Below are 13,738 nucleotides of genomic sequence, written 5' to 3'. Positions count from 1 at the left end.
GGTGGGCAAAGCGAAGCGTGCCCACCTTTCTTGCACCGACCGTGGATGGTGGGCACGCTGCGCTTTGCCCACCCTACACGCCGTCATGCCCGGCCATGACGGATAGATCGCACTACAGGTCCAATTCCTTATAGTGGCGGAAGATGCCCTGCTCGTTGAACGGAATCCTCCGCTCGCTTGCCAGATAGGTCTTGATGTTGGGCCGCTCGGCGACGCGATCACGCAATTCGATCAGGCGGGGAACGTTCTCCTCGAACGCCTGCATGTGCTTCGGAAAGGCGTAGCGCAGGCCCTCCACGATCTGAAACAGCGACAGATCGACATAGGTCACGCGGCGGCCGGTGACATAAGCGCCGCCATTCGCCGCCACGATGTCTTCGAAATAGCCTGTGAATTTCGGCACGCGCTCCTTCCAGAATTCCGCGGTACGCTTTTTCGCCGGCGCCTTCTGGTCCTCGTAGTGGAGGCCCGGCCCGAGCGGGTGATGGGTGTCGTGAACCTCCAGCACGAGATCGGCGATCGTGAGTTGCATTTGATGCACCCAAAGCCGCGCCGCTTCCGCCTTCGGCGCCAGGCCATGGCGCGCGCCGAGAAAGAAGAGGATGTTGGCGGTCTGCCCGATCACGAGCTTGCCGGCTTTGAGGAACGGCGGCGCGAAGGGCGGTGTGCCCTTGCCCGCTTGCATCATCGACATCATCGCGCTTGTGCCGCCCGCGCCGCGCGCGACATCGTCATAATCGGCATGCGCATCCTCCAGCGCGAGCCGCACATACTCGCCGCGGCCCTGGATGTCGGGCCAGTAATAGAGTTGATAACGCATTGACGATGCCTCCCTGCGACAGACTCACGGCAATACCACACTCCTGTGGCCCGCGCTCCGCAGCCGCCTGATCGCAATTGTTTGAAAGCGCGCGCGACGATGTTAGCCTGTTCCGGTCTTGGAACATCCGATTCCAGATCGGACAGGAGAATGTAATGGCGGATAACAAGAAGAAGCGCGGCGGCGCTGATCGCGCGCGGATCGCGTTGGGCGAGGCTTATGAGGTCGCCTACTGGTCAAAGAAGTTCAAGGTCACGCCGGCCAAGCTGAAATCCGCCGTCAAGAAAGTCGGACATTCCGCCAAGAAGGTGGAAGCCTACTTCAAGGAGCAGAAGCACCTCGCCGCGGACCGTGCGCGGATTGCGGTAAGCGAGCCCTATGAAGTGCGCTATTGGTCCAAGAAGTTCAAAGTCACGCCGGCCAGGCTGAAGGCCGCCGTCGCCGCCGTGGGCCATTCGTCGAAGAAAGTCGCGGCCTATGTGGCGAAGAAGAAAGCTGCTCCCAAGAAGGTAGCGAAGAAGAAAGTCGCGAAGAAGAAAGCCACCAAGAAAGCCGCCTGACGCTCGGCAGGCGGCTTGGGATTCACCAGCTTCAGTTCACGGCGAAGCAGTACAGCAAGCCGTCGCCGCCGGTGCTCCTGAGATCGGCCTGCGAGCAACCACCGTCGGGACCGCGCGAAGGATGCGACGAGTTCCAGGATTTCGACGGCTCGTCGTCGCGCAGGCCGATCCGGTCGGAATGGCCGACGATGGCGGTGCCCTGCGTGCTGCTCGTCCAGTTCTTGCAGGTGCGATCCTCGCCGACGGCAAACGCCGTGCCGTCCGCTTGTGAGCCGGTCAGCACGTCGTGACGATTCGGCGTGTCGCCGCGGCCGTTGATGACCTCGCCTTTTTCAGAAAGCGCGGTCTGCTTGGTGAGATTGTTGCCGGCGCTGTGGAGGTCGGCGACGTCCTTGGCAACCACCACACCCTTCACATTCTGCCACGGCCCTTTACCGATACGATCGCGCGCGTTCATGGCGGGCTGGCCGTCGGCGGCCTGTGTCGACAGATAAGCGTGCCAGGTTTTCGGCGCGCCAAAGCCCGCCGCCTGTGCCAGCGTCTGACAATGATTGTCGGCGCCCGCAAGCCCACCGAGATTGCCGCCATTGCCGATGCCGTTGCTGGTCAGGAAGAAGCTCGCGTTGGCCGACTGCGCCTGCGCCGGTTGCACCGCGAAAGCGGCGAGTGCGAAACATGCCGGCGCGATGATACTGGCACCAATCTTCATTTGCTCCTCCCGATTGTTTTTGGCTTCTGACATCAACCCGTAGCGGTACCCATTATTCCATTCCGGCGATGCGACCGCGAAATGACCCGCGCAAAAGCAAAAGGCGCTGCGGAATGAACCGCAGCGCCTCTATGTTACCTTATCTGGCGGACGATCAGTTCGCCTGCTGGATCGCCGAGAGTTCCCAGTCGCTGCCGCGCCGGCGCACGAAGGTCCAGACCTCCGTCACTTCCTGCGGCTGCTCGCTGCCGGCGACCGGCCGGCCGGTGGTACGGTCGAGCGTCTGGTCGACCAGCGAGAACCGCATCGCCACCGTGGCGTAATCGGACTCGCCCTCGCGCCAGGCTTCGGCAAGATCGCCCTGCAGCAGCTTCACATTCGTCACCTTGTTGACGGCGTTGCGAGCCTTGTTCTCCTCCAGGTCCTTCGAGAAGTAGGAGACCATCTCGGGCGTCGCGAGCGTGTGCAGCTTGCCGACATCCTCGTTCGACCATGCAGCCTGGATCTCGCTGAGCAGGCGCTCGAAGGCCTCATAGTCGGCCGGCGCAATCTCCAGCGGCGCGCTGGCCGAACCAAGCCCGAAGCCCATGCCCGAGCGATAGTTCGGCTGCGGGCCGACACCGGCTGCAGGTCCGCCGGCGTAGGCGGCGGCCGTTGTCTGGCGGCGCTGCCACCACGACATCGCCAGCCGCACCACCAGCACGATCAGGCCGATCTGCAGCAACAGACCGAGGATCGACGACAGGCCACCGAGACCCGAGAACAGGCCGCCGCCGAACAAAAGGCCGAACAGGCCGGCGCCGAGGAAGCCCGCGGCGAGGCCGCCGAGCAGACCGCGGCCCATGCCGCCCCGGTTGAACATGCCGCCCGAATTCGCGGCCGGAGAGTTCATGCCGGTGCCCGGCTGGCTATAGGTGCGGTTGAGCGGTTGCGTCATGCCCGGCGCCGTGTTGGTGCTGGGCGGCGCGGAGAAGCTCCGCGAGCCACGGGAACCCGAGCCGAAGCCGCCGCCGGCGCGGGCGTCAGCCGCCGATATGCCGATAGCCGTCAGAGGCAGCGCCAGCGCGATCGCCACCGCGATGGCCCGAACAATTCCGCGCGTGTGTTGCGTGAAATTCATCTGTGTTTCCTTGAATCCCCAGAATGGAGAAAGTGGCACTAAGATGGGCACGCCTGCCCAAAAGGGAAGCCAGAAACGGGAACAACCGCTGCGGCCCTCAGTCGCGGGGATGTGACAAAAGCCCGTCTTTCCACGGGTTTTTGCAGCTTCTTAACCCTGTCATTGCGACCGGAGCGAGGCGCTCCAGGATGCTATCCGTGAGGCAGGCCCAGCGGGAAAAGAGAAAGGCCGCCTCGCGGCGGCCGCGCGAGGTTAGCAAGTTACTCCGCGAGCGCACCTGCTTGCGGCACGTCGGGTGGGAGTCCTGATGCAAACACCATTCGCAGTGCGGCGCATACCTGGACCGCATGCTTCGCGGACTTGAATGACAATCTCGTCCGGCTGTTGGAGGGGTACTAGAGGCATGGCCTGCGCTGATGACGCCAAGGCCAGTGCGAAGGCAACAGCAAATAACCTGATCATTGTTACTCTCCTGTTGAAGTCGCCCAAAACAGGATTGTCGCCTTAGTGGCGCACGAGCCCACATCTGGGGCCGGAGAACTTTGATCTGGATCAACGAGTGTAGCCTGCCGAGTTGGGTCATTCGCGTACGCGGTGCGGTGACAAAGTCACCACTGCGCCTCTCGCGCGCCGCCATTGGGTGCAAACTGCCGAGCAGCGCCTCCTCGCTCACCGGGTCTTGTGCGCTGACCGATCTGCATGAATGACCGCTTCGGGTCCAAAATACGACTTGGCAGGGGGCGCAGATCTTGTGAAGGGTTTCGGATGCCGGCCGCTTGAGGGACGGCGCCGCGAATTCGGCGGCCGGCATCCGAACCCTTCACATAAGCAGTCGTGCCCCATCGCTAGTTAACTGATCAGCGCGGTGCTGTCGTGCTGCGGCAGAAGTGGTCACGCGGATGGCGGGAACGGGGTTCGCGCCCGCTTGAGAGCGCAAACGCCTATTCAGATGCCGGCTAGAAACGCGGTGCTAGTCTTAGGGACTGTAGGTCCCTGCGTCGTCGCCGCCAACCAAGCCGCCTCTGTTGTTCGGGCTGCCGTAGTACTGACCGTAGCCGCCATAGTAGCGCGGAATCAGCGTTGGTCGTCCGGTGACGTAACTGCGGTTGGCGTAGCCGCCGTAATAGCCAACAGGGTAGCCGCCAGCGGCATAACTGCCGCCGTAGTAGCGCGGAAACAGCGTTGGCCGTCCGGTGACGTAGCTGCGGTTGGCGTAGCCGCCGTAATAGCCGCCAGGGTAGCCATAACTGCCGTAATAGTTGCCGGGGTAGCCGCCATAGTAGCCCCAACCAGTGCCTGCATATGGGCCACCACCATAGTACCCATAAGGTGAGGTGGCCGCTACCGCGGCCGTCCCAATCGCGCCGGCCGCCAGGCCAGCACCGACCACACCGGCACCGTAGCCGTACGCAGCCCGCCGGTAATGGCGACGCGCAACGCCGGCACCGCTTAGGGGGGTCAATGGGCGACCGATCCGCGCCTGCGCGCCCTCAACTGACAGCGAGACGCCGCGCTGTTCAGACCAGCTGAACGAGAGCAACGTAGCGCACGCGAAGGCCGAGGTCGCAATCGCAAATGTCCTCAAGCTCATCTGCTTCATGGACGTTCTCCACTAAGCCTGCCCCTTCGTAAAATGCGTGGGCATTGCGCTAGATCAAGGGCCTTCAGCGGATATGCCCGCTTTAGATGAGGTAGAAACGCTGACGCATTGAAGACACTCTTGCCGGTCAGCGCGCTACTACCGGGCACGCCAGCGTCCTCCGCTTCCAGTGTCAGCTGGGTCAAAAGTCAGACTTGCGTTACATGTCGGCTTTCAGGCCGGACCGAACGTTCGGCGAGCAGGGGTTCACGACCGCCGGTGCTACGACGTGCTGGGGACACGTTACTGGGTTAAATCGACTCGTTTCTGCTCATAGGCACAGCTATCGTCACGGCGCCATCGTCTCCTTCACGGCCGCGACGAGCTGCGTCAGCGTGAACGGCTTCGGCAGGAAGGCGAATTGCTGGTTTTCCGGCAGGCTCTTCTCGAACGCATCCTCGGCATAGCCCGAGACAAAGATGATCTTCAGATCCGGATTGCGGCTGCGCATCTCCTTCAAGAGCGTCGGGCCGTCCATCTCGGGCATCACCACGTCGGAGACGACGAGGTCGATCTCGCCATTCTTCTCGTCGAGCGCTTCCATCGCCTCAATGCCGTTGGACGCCTCGATCACGCTGTAACCGCGCGAGCGCAGGCCGCGGGCGTTCAGTGAACGCAGGCCGTCCTCGTCCTCGACCAAAAGGATCGTGCCCTGCCCGGTCAGGTCGGGTTTTGGTTTCGGCGGCTCGGCTGCGGTCTCCTTGGCCGCGCCATTGGTCGGCTGCGGCTCCGGCGCGACCTCCTGCTCGGGCCGGTGGCGCGGCAGGAAGATGCGGAAGGTGGTGCCCTCGCCGGGCGAGGAATCGACATATACGAAGCCGCCGGTCTGCTTGACGATGCCGTAGACCGTCGACAGGCCGAGCCCCGTGCCTTTGCCGACCTCCTTGGTCGAGAAGAACGGCTCGAAGATCTTGTCGATGATCTCAAGCGGAATGCCGGTGCCGGTATCGGTGATGTCGATCCGCACATAGTCCGCCGCCGGCAGGCCCTTGTAGGCGAGCTGGCCCGCTTCCTCTGCCGCGACATTTTGGGTCTTGATGATTAGCTTGCCGCCATCAGGCATCGCGTCGCGCGCGTTGACGGCGAGGTTGACGACCACCTGCTCGAACTGGGAGACATCGACCTTCACCGGCCAGAGGTCGCGCCCGTGCACGAGGTCGAGCTTCACCTTCTCGCCGATCAGCCGGCGCAGCAGCATGGTCAGGTCGCTCAATGCGTCGCCGAGATCCAGCACCTGCGGCCGCAGCGTCTGGCGCCGCGAGAAGGCGAGCAGTTGCCGCACCAGCGTCGCCGCGCGGGTCGCGTTCTGCTTGATCTGCATGATGTCCTGGAACGACGGATCGGTCGGCTTGTGCGCGTTCAACAGGAAATCGTTCGCCATCATGATGGCTGAGAGCACGTTGTTGAAATCGTGCGCGATGCCGCCGGCCAATTGGCCGACCATGTCCATCTTCTGCGACTGATTGATCTGGTTTTCCAGCGTGCGCCGCTCGGTGGTCTCGAGCATGTAGACGATTGCGGCTTCCGCGTCGCGGTCGTCCTCGTCGACTGCAGTAATAAAGAACTGGCCCCAGCGTTCCTTGGCGGCGTCGAGCATGACGTCGACGGGTGCGATGTCGCCCCTGCCCTCGGCCGCCTGGTTGATCGCCGCGATCACCAGGCTGCGGTCGCGCGGATGGACTGCGCGGAAGATCGACTTGGCGGCGGAGCCTTCCGCATTCAGGCTTTGCGCCAGCTTGGCGTAGCGCGCATTGGCCCGCACGACATTGCCGCTGCGATCGACGGTCGCGATCGCCATCGGCGTGTGGTCGAAGAAGCGCATGAAGCGGACTTCGGCGGCGCGTTCGGGATCGTGATGCTCGTCGCGGGCGCGGCTGATGACGAGCGTGCGCGAGGCCCCGGGCGTGCCGTCGGCGCCGAAGGCGAGCTTGTGATAGAGCCGCACCGGCATCGGCTTGCCGCTCCGCATCCTGAGATCGATGTCGAAGACTTCGGTCTTCACCTCACTCGGCGCCGGCACGATCGAGGTCAGCAGCGCTGCGCCGTCGCCGGACACGATGTCGGTGAGCTTCAAGCCGCCCGAGCCGATCTCGGCGAGGTCGTAGTCGAGCCAGTTCGCGAGCGTCGCGTTGACATAGGCGATCTCGCCGGACGGAGTGACCGAGAAGAAACCGCAAGGCGCGTGATCGAGATATTCGATCGCGTGCTGCAATTCCTTGAAGACGTCCTCCTGGCGCTCGCGGTCGCGGGTGATGTCGGCGATCGACCACACCGCATATTTCTGTTCGCGCTTGCTCTGGCCGAGCGGGCGCACCCGCATCCTGAGCCACCGTCCACGCAGGCCGTCATGGCCGGCGATGCGGACCTCCTCCTGCTGCCGCTTGCCTTCGCGCGCGGCCTTGAGCAGGCGGAACACGGCCTCGGAGACATCCGGATTGCCGATGAAGACACGCTCGACCGGCCGAACCTCCTGCGGGCTCGCCGCGCCCGTCAGCGCGAGATAGGCGGCGTTGGAATAGACCACGTGCCCGTGCGAATCCGTGACCGCCAGCCCGTCATAGGCGTGGTTGGCGATCCGACCCATCACGGGATCGTCGGTGGAACGGTCCGAGAAACGGACGATTCCGGCGGCAAAGGCGAACAGGCTGAACAGCCCGACCATGGCCAAGAGCGCCAGCACACCGACGATATAGGGCTGCGCCTGGGCGCGGCCGATCGTCATCAGCGCGATCGCCACCGCGACGAGGCCGGCCGCCACCAGCAGCACCAGGACGATGCTGCCGCTCCGCCGCGCCGGTTCGTGGGCCACGAACGGCTCGGCAGCTTGGTTGTGATCGGTCTCGGCGGTCATTGAAGGAAACTGCCCGTCGGCGGTGAAGGCGTGCAGATTCGCCCGCCCTCCTGAGTGCCTCAATCGGAGCTTGGAGCGCAAGTCCATCAGGCCGCTATTTCCCAGGTTAAGCCCATCTCAGGCCGCTTTCGTTCCATTCCCGGAGCCCCATCCCGCGTCAGCTTCGCTGTCCCGACAGCCAGCGCCGCTTCAGGCCCATGACGTAGCCGATGATTTCGGCGACCGCGTGATAGTGTTCGACCGGAATTTCCTCGTCGATATCGACGGTTGCATAGAGCGCGCGGGCCAGCGGCACGTTCTCGACGATCGGGATGTCGTGATCCTTGGCGATCTCCCTGATCTTGAAGGCGATGATGTCGACGCCCTTGGCAACGCAGACCGGTGCTTGCATGTTGCGGTCGTAGGCGAGCGCCACCGAATAGTGGGTCGGGTTGGTGATGATCACGCTCGCCTTGGGAACCGAGGCCATCATCCGCTTCTTCATGCGCTGCTGCCGCAACTGGCGGATGCGCCCCTTGATGTGCGGATCGCCTTCCGACTGCTTGAACTCCTCCTTCATCTCCTGCACCGACATCTTCTGCCGCTCGTACCATTGCCGGTACTGGAAGAAGTAGTCGGCGATGGCGACCGCGGCGAGCATCGCCACCACCGCGCCCATCAGGTGCACGGTCAGGCTGGTGGTCGCGGGCAGGATCGAGGCGACGTCGATCCTAAGCAGCGATTCCAGCCGGTGCCACTCCGGCCACAGCACCGCGGTCATGACCGCGCCGAGCGCGACGACCTTGAAGATGCCCTTGAGGAAATTCGCCGCCGCCTGCTTGCCGAAAATGCGCTTGAAGCCGGCGCCGGGCGAGATCTTGCTGAATTTCGGCGTCAGCGACTCCGCCGACCACACCAGGCGGTGCTGGATCATGTTGCCGGCAATCGCCGCCAGCATCAGCATCAGGAGCGGCACGCCGATTGCCGCGATGACAGCGATGCCCAGCGTCTGCATCAGCGACAATAGCCCCGGGCCGTCGGTCCTGATCATCCAGGAATTGGCGATCAAGTTGCGCAGCGGCGTCAGGATGCCTGCTGCCGTCGAGGTCGAGAAGGTCGACAGCACCAGCGTGCCGCTGGCGATCACGAACCAGGTGTTGACCTCCTGGCTCTTGGCGACATCGCCCTTCGCATGTGCGTCATCGAGACGTTTTTGCGTAGGGTCTTCTGTTTTGTCGTCGCTATCCTCGGCCATGGCGGCTCCCTATTTCAGCGGCGTCAGTTGGTGCATGACGCCGATGAAGTATTCGAGATAGGTCCCCATCATCGCCGCGAGCACCACGGCGAAGATCAGGAACCCGGCGAGGATCGAGAGCGGCACGCCGACGAAATAGACCTGCATCTGCGGCATCAGCCGCGCCAGCACGCCGAGCCCGATATTGAAGACGAGACCGAATACGAGAAACGGCGCCGACAGTTGCAGGCCGATCTTGAAGGCCTCGGCGAAGGCGCGCGTCGCCAGCGCCGCCACGTCGCCGGTCGGCATCAAGGCGCCCGGCGAGAAGATCTTGTAGCTCTCGTTCAGCGCCGCGAGCACCAGATGATGGGTGTCGGTCGCAAACAACAGCGTCATGCCGAGAATGGTGAGGAAGTTGCCGATGAGCTGGCCCTGCTGGCCCTGCGTCGGATCGATCGCGGTGACGAAGCCGAGCCCGAGCTGCTGGGCGATCACCGAGCCCGCGACCGCGAGCGCCGACAGCGTCACGCGCGCGGTCGCCCCGAGCACGATGCCGATGACGATCTCGTGCACCATCAGCACCATCAGCGACGTCACCGACGTGATGTCGACATGGTAGTCAGCACGGTGCAGCGGCAGGATGATCAAAGTCAGCAGCAGTGCGATCCCAAGCTTGATCCGCGCCGGGATATTGCTCTCGCCGAATCCCGGCAGCAGCATCACCATCGCCCCCATGCGGGCAAACACCAGCACGAAGGTCGCGGCGAGCGCCGGCAGCAAAGATATGTCGATGCGCATTCAGTCACAGTGCATCAACCGCCGATGATTCGCGACGATATCCGCATCATGTGGGCGTGCATCGAATCCGCCATGAACGGCAGCGCGAGTAGCAGCGTCACAAAGATCGCGATGATCTTCGGCACATAGATCAGCGTCTGCTCCTGGATCTGTGTCAACGCCTGGAACAGCGACACGATCACGCCGACCACAAGGCCGACGATCATCAGGGGTGACGACACCACCACGATGGTCCAGATCGCATCGCGCGCCACGTCGAGGGTTTCAGCACCGGTCATTTGGTTTCTCGCTTTGCAGTTACTTGCGTTGGATGCGAATGGCGAGTGGCGAATAGCGAATGGATCACACCTCTTCCCCTATTCGCTATTCGCCACTCCCTATTCGCCCCAATCAAATCGGCATCTTCATGATGTCTTCATACGACTGGATCACCCGGTCCCGCACCGACACCAGGGTCGAGACCGCGACGTCGGTCTCCGCGACCGCGGTCACCACGTCCATCACATTGGCCCGGCCCGCGGTCATCGCCACGGTCTGGGCGTCGGACTTGCGGCCGGCATCCATGACGCTGCCGATGGCTTCCTTCACCAGCGCGCCGAACGAGGGGCCTGCGGTCTCGCCGCCCTTCTCGGCGCCGCCCCGCTCCATCATGCGGGCGAGGCTGGCATAGGCGTTGGCGGCAACTGTCGGTGTGGCCATGTTGGATCGCTTCCTGTTTCTTTAGGACTTGAGGATATCGAGCGTGCGCTGGATCATCCGCCGCGTGGCGCTGATGATGTTGAGGTTCGCCTCATAGGAGCGCTGGGCGTCGCGCATATCGGTCATTTCGACCAGCGGATTGACGTTGGGATATTTCACGTTGCCGGTCGCATCCGCCGCCGGATTGCTCGGCTCGTATTTGACGCGGAACGCCGACTGGTCGGGCCGCACCCGGCCGAGCGTCACCACCTTGGCGTCCAGCGTGCGGTCGAGCGCGGAAGAGAAGGTCGGCACCTTGCGGCGATAGGGATCGCCGCCCGCGGTCTGCGCCGTCGAATCGGCGTTGGCGATGTTTTCCGAGATCACCCGCATCCGCCCGGCCTGCGCGCGCAGGCCGGAGGTGGCAATCGTCATCGAGCGGGCGAAATCGCTTCCATCGTCGGCCATGATCCTTCCTCCCTAGAAACCCGTCAGCGCCTGCCGATGGCGGTTTTGATCAGCCCGAGGCTGCGGCTGTAGAGCGAGGTCACCGCCGCATAGTCCATCTGGTTGGCGGAGACCTTCAGCATCTGCTCTTCCAGGTTGACGGCGTTGCCGGCCGGCCTGGTCATGAAGGCGTTCTTGCCGCCGTCATGGTCGAAATTCTCCGGCGCGCCGGACGCCGCGATGTGGCCGGATGTGGTCCGCATCATCGGCAGCGTGCCCATCGACCCGCCGACGGTCGCACCATTGCGGTCGAAGGTCGGCTCGACCAGGTCGCGCGGCTTGAAGTTCGGCGTGTCGGAATTGGAAACGTTCTCGGCGAGCACCCGCTGGCGCTCCTGGTGCCACTGCATCTTGGTGCGCAGCGCCGACAGGATCGGTAGATCGTTGACGGACATCGCCGTGCCCCCGTTAACCTCTGGGGCCATCCCCGAGGTAGGCAGAATTTGCCCGGTGTATGGTTAACGGCTGGTTAAATTGTTCCAGGAGGTCGTGGGCAGGTCCGGTGGCAACCTGCGAATCATCGGAAAGTGCACATTTTTGCCACGATGGCTGCGTTAACCAGCGCGCGCGGGCGGGCTCAGAAGTCGTTTTGGAACAATCGATTCTTGGTCTATTAGTAAACATGGGCGGCGTGACTGCCGTGGGGAATTAAGAAATAAGGCTGATCTCGGGCGTGATTCGCTGATCGGATCGCTTCAGCCCGCATCCGTCTAAGCCAGCATGAAAGCAGGGCCAGATGGCCGGGGACAGTAATATGCAGATCCTGTGGTTCCTCTTTGCGTTCATCGCCGTATTGGCGCTGATCGGTCTGGCAGCGTGGCTGGTGCGACGCTTTGCCGGTAACCGCCTCGGCGCCAACACCAATCGCGGGCGGATGCCGCGGCTGGCGGTGATCGATGCGGCGGCGGTGGATGGGCGACGACGCCTCGTGCTGGTCCGGCGCGACAATGTCGAGCATCTCCTGATGATCGGCGGCCCCACCGACATCGTCGTCGAACCCAACATCGTCCGCGCGATGGCGACCCGCGATCAGGCGCCACCACGTCCGGTGGTCGCGAGCGCCGAGCCGCCACCGCGGGTTGCGCCACTTCCGGATACCGCCTGGGCCGAGGCCGAAAGCGCCCGCACCGATATTTTCGACACTCCGGAGCCGACGATGCCTGAGCCGCCGCCGCGGCCCGCGCGCCCGTCTTTCGCAGAGGAGCTGCGCCGTCCGGCGGCGCCGCCGCTGCCGGAGCGACGCGATCCGCTCGCCGGCTTCGCGCCGGAGCCGATCGGCAGCCGTTCCGAGCGGACCGAACCGCGGCCCGAGCCGATCCCGCCGCGCGTGCCCCGCACCGAGCGTTCCGAGCCCCTGATCCCGCGCCCGCCGCGCACGACCGAGCCGAAGGTCGCGCCGCTCCGCACCCCCGAGCGCGCTGCGGCACCGCCGCCACCGCCACCGCCCCCGCCTCCGTCTCCTCCGCCGCCGCCACCGGATACGTCCAGCGCCGACGCCAATCTCGCCGAGATGGCGCAGCGGCTCGAGGCCGCGCTGCGCCGTCCGCCGAGCGAAGCCGCCGCACCGCCGGTCGCGCCCGAGCCGGCACCCGCGCCGCGCCCCGCACGCAGCGAACCCTCGCCCCCGCCCGCGCCGCAGAAGAGCGGCTTTGAGAATCTCGAAGACGAGATGGCCTCCCTGCTCGGCCGCCCGAAGAACCCTTCGTGAGGCGGCCGAAGTTTCCGCGTAGAGTTTTATTCACCGCCGTCCTGATCACCGCCAGCTCGCTGGCGGCGCCTGCGCTTGCGCAGGACATCAGCATCAATCTCGGCCAGGGCAATGGCGGCGTCACCGAGCGTGCGATCCAGTTGATCGCGCTGCTCACCGTGCTCTCGATCGCGCCGTCGATCCTGATCATGATGACGTCGTTCACGCGCATCGTCGTGGTGCTGTCGCTGCTCCGCACCGCGCTCGGCACCGCGACCGCGCCGCCCAACTCGGTGATCATCGCGCTGGCGATGTTCCTGACCGCGTTCGTGATGGGCCCGGTGCTGCAGAAATCCTATGACGACGGCATCCGCCCGCTCGTCGCCAACCAGATCGGCGTCGAGGAAGCGCTGCAGCGCGCCTCCGTCCCTTTGCGCGGCTTCATGCAGAAGAACGTGCGCGAGAAGGACCTCAAGCTGTTCATGGATCTCTCCGGCGAGCCGCCGCCGGCGACGCCGGACGAGATGTCGCTGCGCATCCTGGTGCCCGCCTTCATGATCTCCGAACTGAAGCGCGCCTTCGAGATCGGCTTTTTGTTGTTCCTCCCCTTCCTCATCATCGACCTCGTGGTCGCCTCGGTCCTGATGTCGATGGGCATGATGATGCTGCCGCCGGTCGTGGTGTCGCTGCCGTTCAAGCTGATCTTCTTCGTGTTGGTCGACGGCTGGTCGCTGGTCGCCGGCAGCCTGGTGCAGAGCTACGGGGGATAGCCGAATCTCACAGTCCCGTAGCCCGGATGGAGCGAAGCGTAATCCGGGAACAGTATCGCCAGCCGCAGCAATCCCGGATTGCGCTTCGCTCCATCCGGGCTACAAGAGCCCAAAAGAGCTGGTAGGTAGCACTACGAGCGCGCGCGATCGCCCAATAGGCCGACCACGAGATCGACGGCGAGAGCGGCGGTGATGGCGGCTGCGCCGATCATGAACAGGAGCGCGTAGTTGCCGCCGGTCTGCTCGAAGCAGTAGGACAGGCCGTACGCGCCGCCGGCCTGAAACAGCGCGAAGCTCGTGGTCGCTTGATCGGGATAGGGGGAAGCCTCGCGGCTTCGCCCCTCCCACACCACCGGACGTACGGGTCCGTATCCGGCGGTTCG

14 protein-coding genes and 1 pseudogene are annotated in these 13,738 nt (G+C 64.2%); 3 read left to right on the top strand and 12 right to left on the bottom strand.

Annotated elements, in window-relative coordinates; genetic code table 11:
- Positions 1–112: 112 nt before the first annotated feature.
- Positions 113–820 carry a glutathione S-transferase gene (locus AAFX91_RS30710; RefSeq protein ID WP_394569102.1) on the bottom strand — a complete coding sequence of 236 codons (708 nt, stop codon included), beginning with the start codon at positions 818–820 and terminating at the stop codon, positions 113–115.
- 155 nt (positions 821–975) lie between these two features.
- Here AAFX91_RS30710 and AAFX91_RS30705 point away from each other — a divergent pair, with 155 nt between their 5' ends.
- The gene (locus AAFX91_RS30705) at positions 976–1,380 is read left to right on the top strand and encodes a DUF3606 domain-containing protein (RefSeq protein WP_394569101.1); all 405 of its coding nucleotides are present in this window, start codon (positions 976–978) and stop codon (positions 1,378–1,380) included.
- 31 nt (positions 1,381–1,411) lie between these two features.
- Here AAFX91_RS30705 and AAFX91_RS30700 read toward each other — a convergent pair whose 3' ends face one another.
- The 10 genes from AAFX91_RS30700 to flgB all read right to left on the bottom strand — a co-directional run bounded on the left by AAFX91_RS30700 (position 1,412) and on the right by flgB (position 11,293).
- Positions 1,412–2,089: a lectin gene (locus tag AAFX91_RS30700; protein WP_394569100.1), complete on the bottom strand. Its 678-nt coding sequence runs from the start codon at positions 2,087–2,089 to the stop codon at positions 1,412–1,414.
- A gap of 154 nt (positions 2,090–2,243) precedes the next feature.
- Positions 2,244–3,209, bottom strand: coding sequence for a Tim44-like domain-containing protein (locus tag AAFX91_RS30695; protein ID WP_394569099.1), 966 nt, complete (start codon positions 3,207–3,209; stop codon positions 2,244–2,246).
- Between the two features lie 976 nt (positions 3,210–4,185).
- Positions 4,186–4,809: a hypothetical protein gene (locus AAFX91_RS30690; RefSeq protein ID WP_245476759.1), complete on the bottom strand. Its 624-nt coding sequence runs from the start codon at positions 4,807–4,809 to the stop codon at positions 4,186–4,188.
- A 328-nt stretch (positions 4,810–5,137) separates the two neighbouring features.
- Positions 5,138–7,699, bottom strand: coding sequence for a cell cycle histidine kinase CckA (gene cckA / locus AAFX91_RS30685; RefSeq protein WP_394569098.1), 2,562 nt, complete (start codon positions 7,697–7,699; stop codon positions 5,138–5,140).
- A gap of 157 nt (positions 7,700–7,856) precedes the next feature.
- Positions 7,857–8,933, bottom strand: a complete 1,077-nt coding sequence (gene flhB / locus AAFX91_RS30680) for a flagellar biosynthesis protein FlhB (protein WP_394569097.1) — start codon at positions 8,931–8,933, stop codon at positions 7,857–7,859.
- A gap of 9 nt (positions 8,934–8,942) precedes the next feature.
- Positions 8,943–9,713, bottom strand: a complete 771-nt coding sequence (fliR, locus tag AAFX91_RS30675; protein ID WP_282527809.1) for a flagellar biosynthetic protein FliR — start codon at positions 9,711–9,713, stop codon at positions 8,943–8,945.
- A 14-nt stretch (positions 9,714–9,727) separates the two neighbouring features.
- On the bottom strand, positions 9,728–9,991 hold the full coding sequence (gene fliQ / locus AAFX91_RS30670; protein ID WP_130583338.1) for a flagellar biosynthesis protein FliQ: 264 nt from the start codon (positions 9,989–9,991) through the stop codon (positions 9,728–9,730).
- Positions 9,992–10,103: 112 nt separating this feature from the next.
- The gene (gene fliE, locus AAFX91_RS30665; RefSeq protein WP_130583339.1) at positions 10,104–10,412 is read right to left on the bottom strand and encodes a flagellar hook-basal body complex protein FliE; all 309 of its coding nucleotides are present in this window, start codon (positions 10,410–10,412) and stop codon (positions 10,104–10,106) included.
- A gap of 21 nt (positions 10,413–10,433) precedes the next feature.
- On the bottom strand, positions 10,434–10,859 hold the full coding sequence (gene flgC, locus AAFX91_RS30660; protein WP_028163547.1) for a flagellar basal body rod protein FlgC: 426 nt from the start codon (positions 10,857–10,859) through the stop codon (positions 10,434–10,436).
- 23 nt (positions 10,860–10,882) lie between these two features.
- The gene (gene flgB / locus AAFX91_RS30655) at positions 10,883–11,293 is read right to left on the bottom strand and encodes a flagellar basal body rod protein FlgB (RefSeq protein WP_130583341.1); all 411 of its coding nucleotides are present in this window, start codon (positions 11,291–11,293) and stop codon (positions 10,883–10,885) included.
- 341 nt (positions 11,294–11,634) lie between these two features.
- On the opposite strand from flgB, the gene AAFX91_RS30650 reads away from it, so the two are divergent.
- Together AAFX91_RS30650 and fliP are read left to right on the top strand one after the other, a co-directional pair.
- A complete protein-coding gene (locus AAFX91_RS30650; protein WP_394569096.1) occupies positions 11,635–12,606 on the top strand; it encodes a flagellar biosynthetic protein FliO in 972 nt (323 codons plus the stop codon).
- Complete coding sequence (gene fliP, locus AAFX91_RS30645; protein ID WP_394569095.1) at positions 12,603–13,355, top strand: flagellar type III secretion system pore protein FliP; 753 nt, start codon at positions 12,603–12,605, stop codon at positions 13,353–13,355. The genes AAFX91_RS30650 and fliP overlap by 4 nt, the downstream gene beginning before the upstream one ends.
- Before the next feature lie 131 nt (positions 13,356–13,486).
- On the opposite strand, the pseudogene AAFX91_RS30640 reads toward fliP, so the two are convergent.
- A pseudogene (locus tag AAFX91_RS30640) lies at positions 13,487–13,738 on the bottom strand (hypothetical protein); the annotation flags it as partial.

Origin of the sequence: Bradyrhizobium sp. 31Argb (genome assembly GCF_043638955.1) — a bacterium.
In the GTDB taxonomy this organism is placed as follows: Bacteria; Pseudomonadota; Alphaproteobacteria; order Rhizobiales; family Xanthobacteraceae; genus Bradyrhizobium.
Note: the sequence above shows the minus strand (reverse complement) of the source record. Positions and strands in the feature narration are given on the sequence as shown.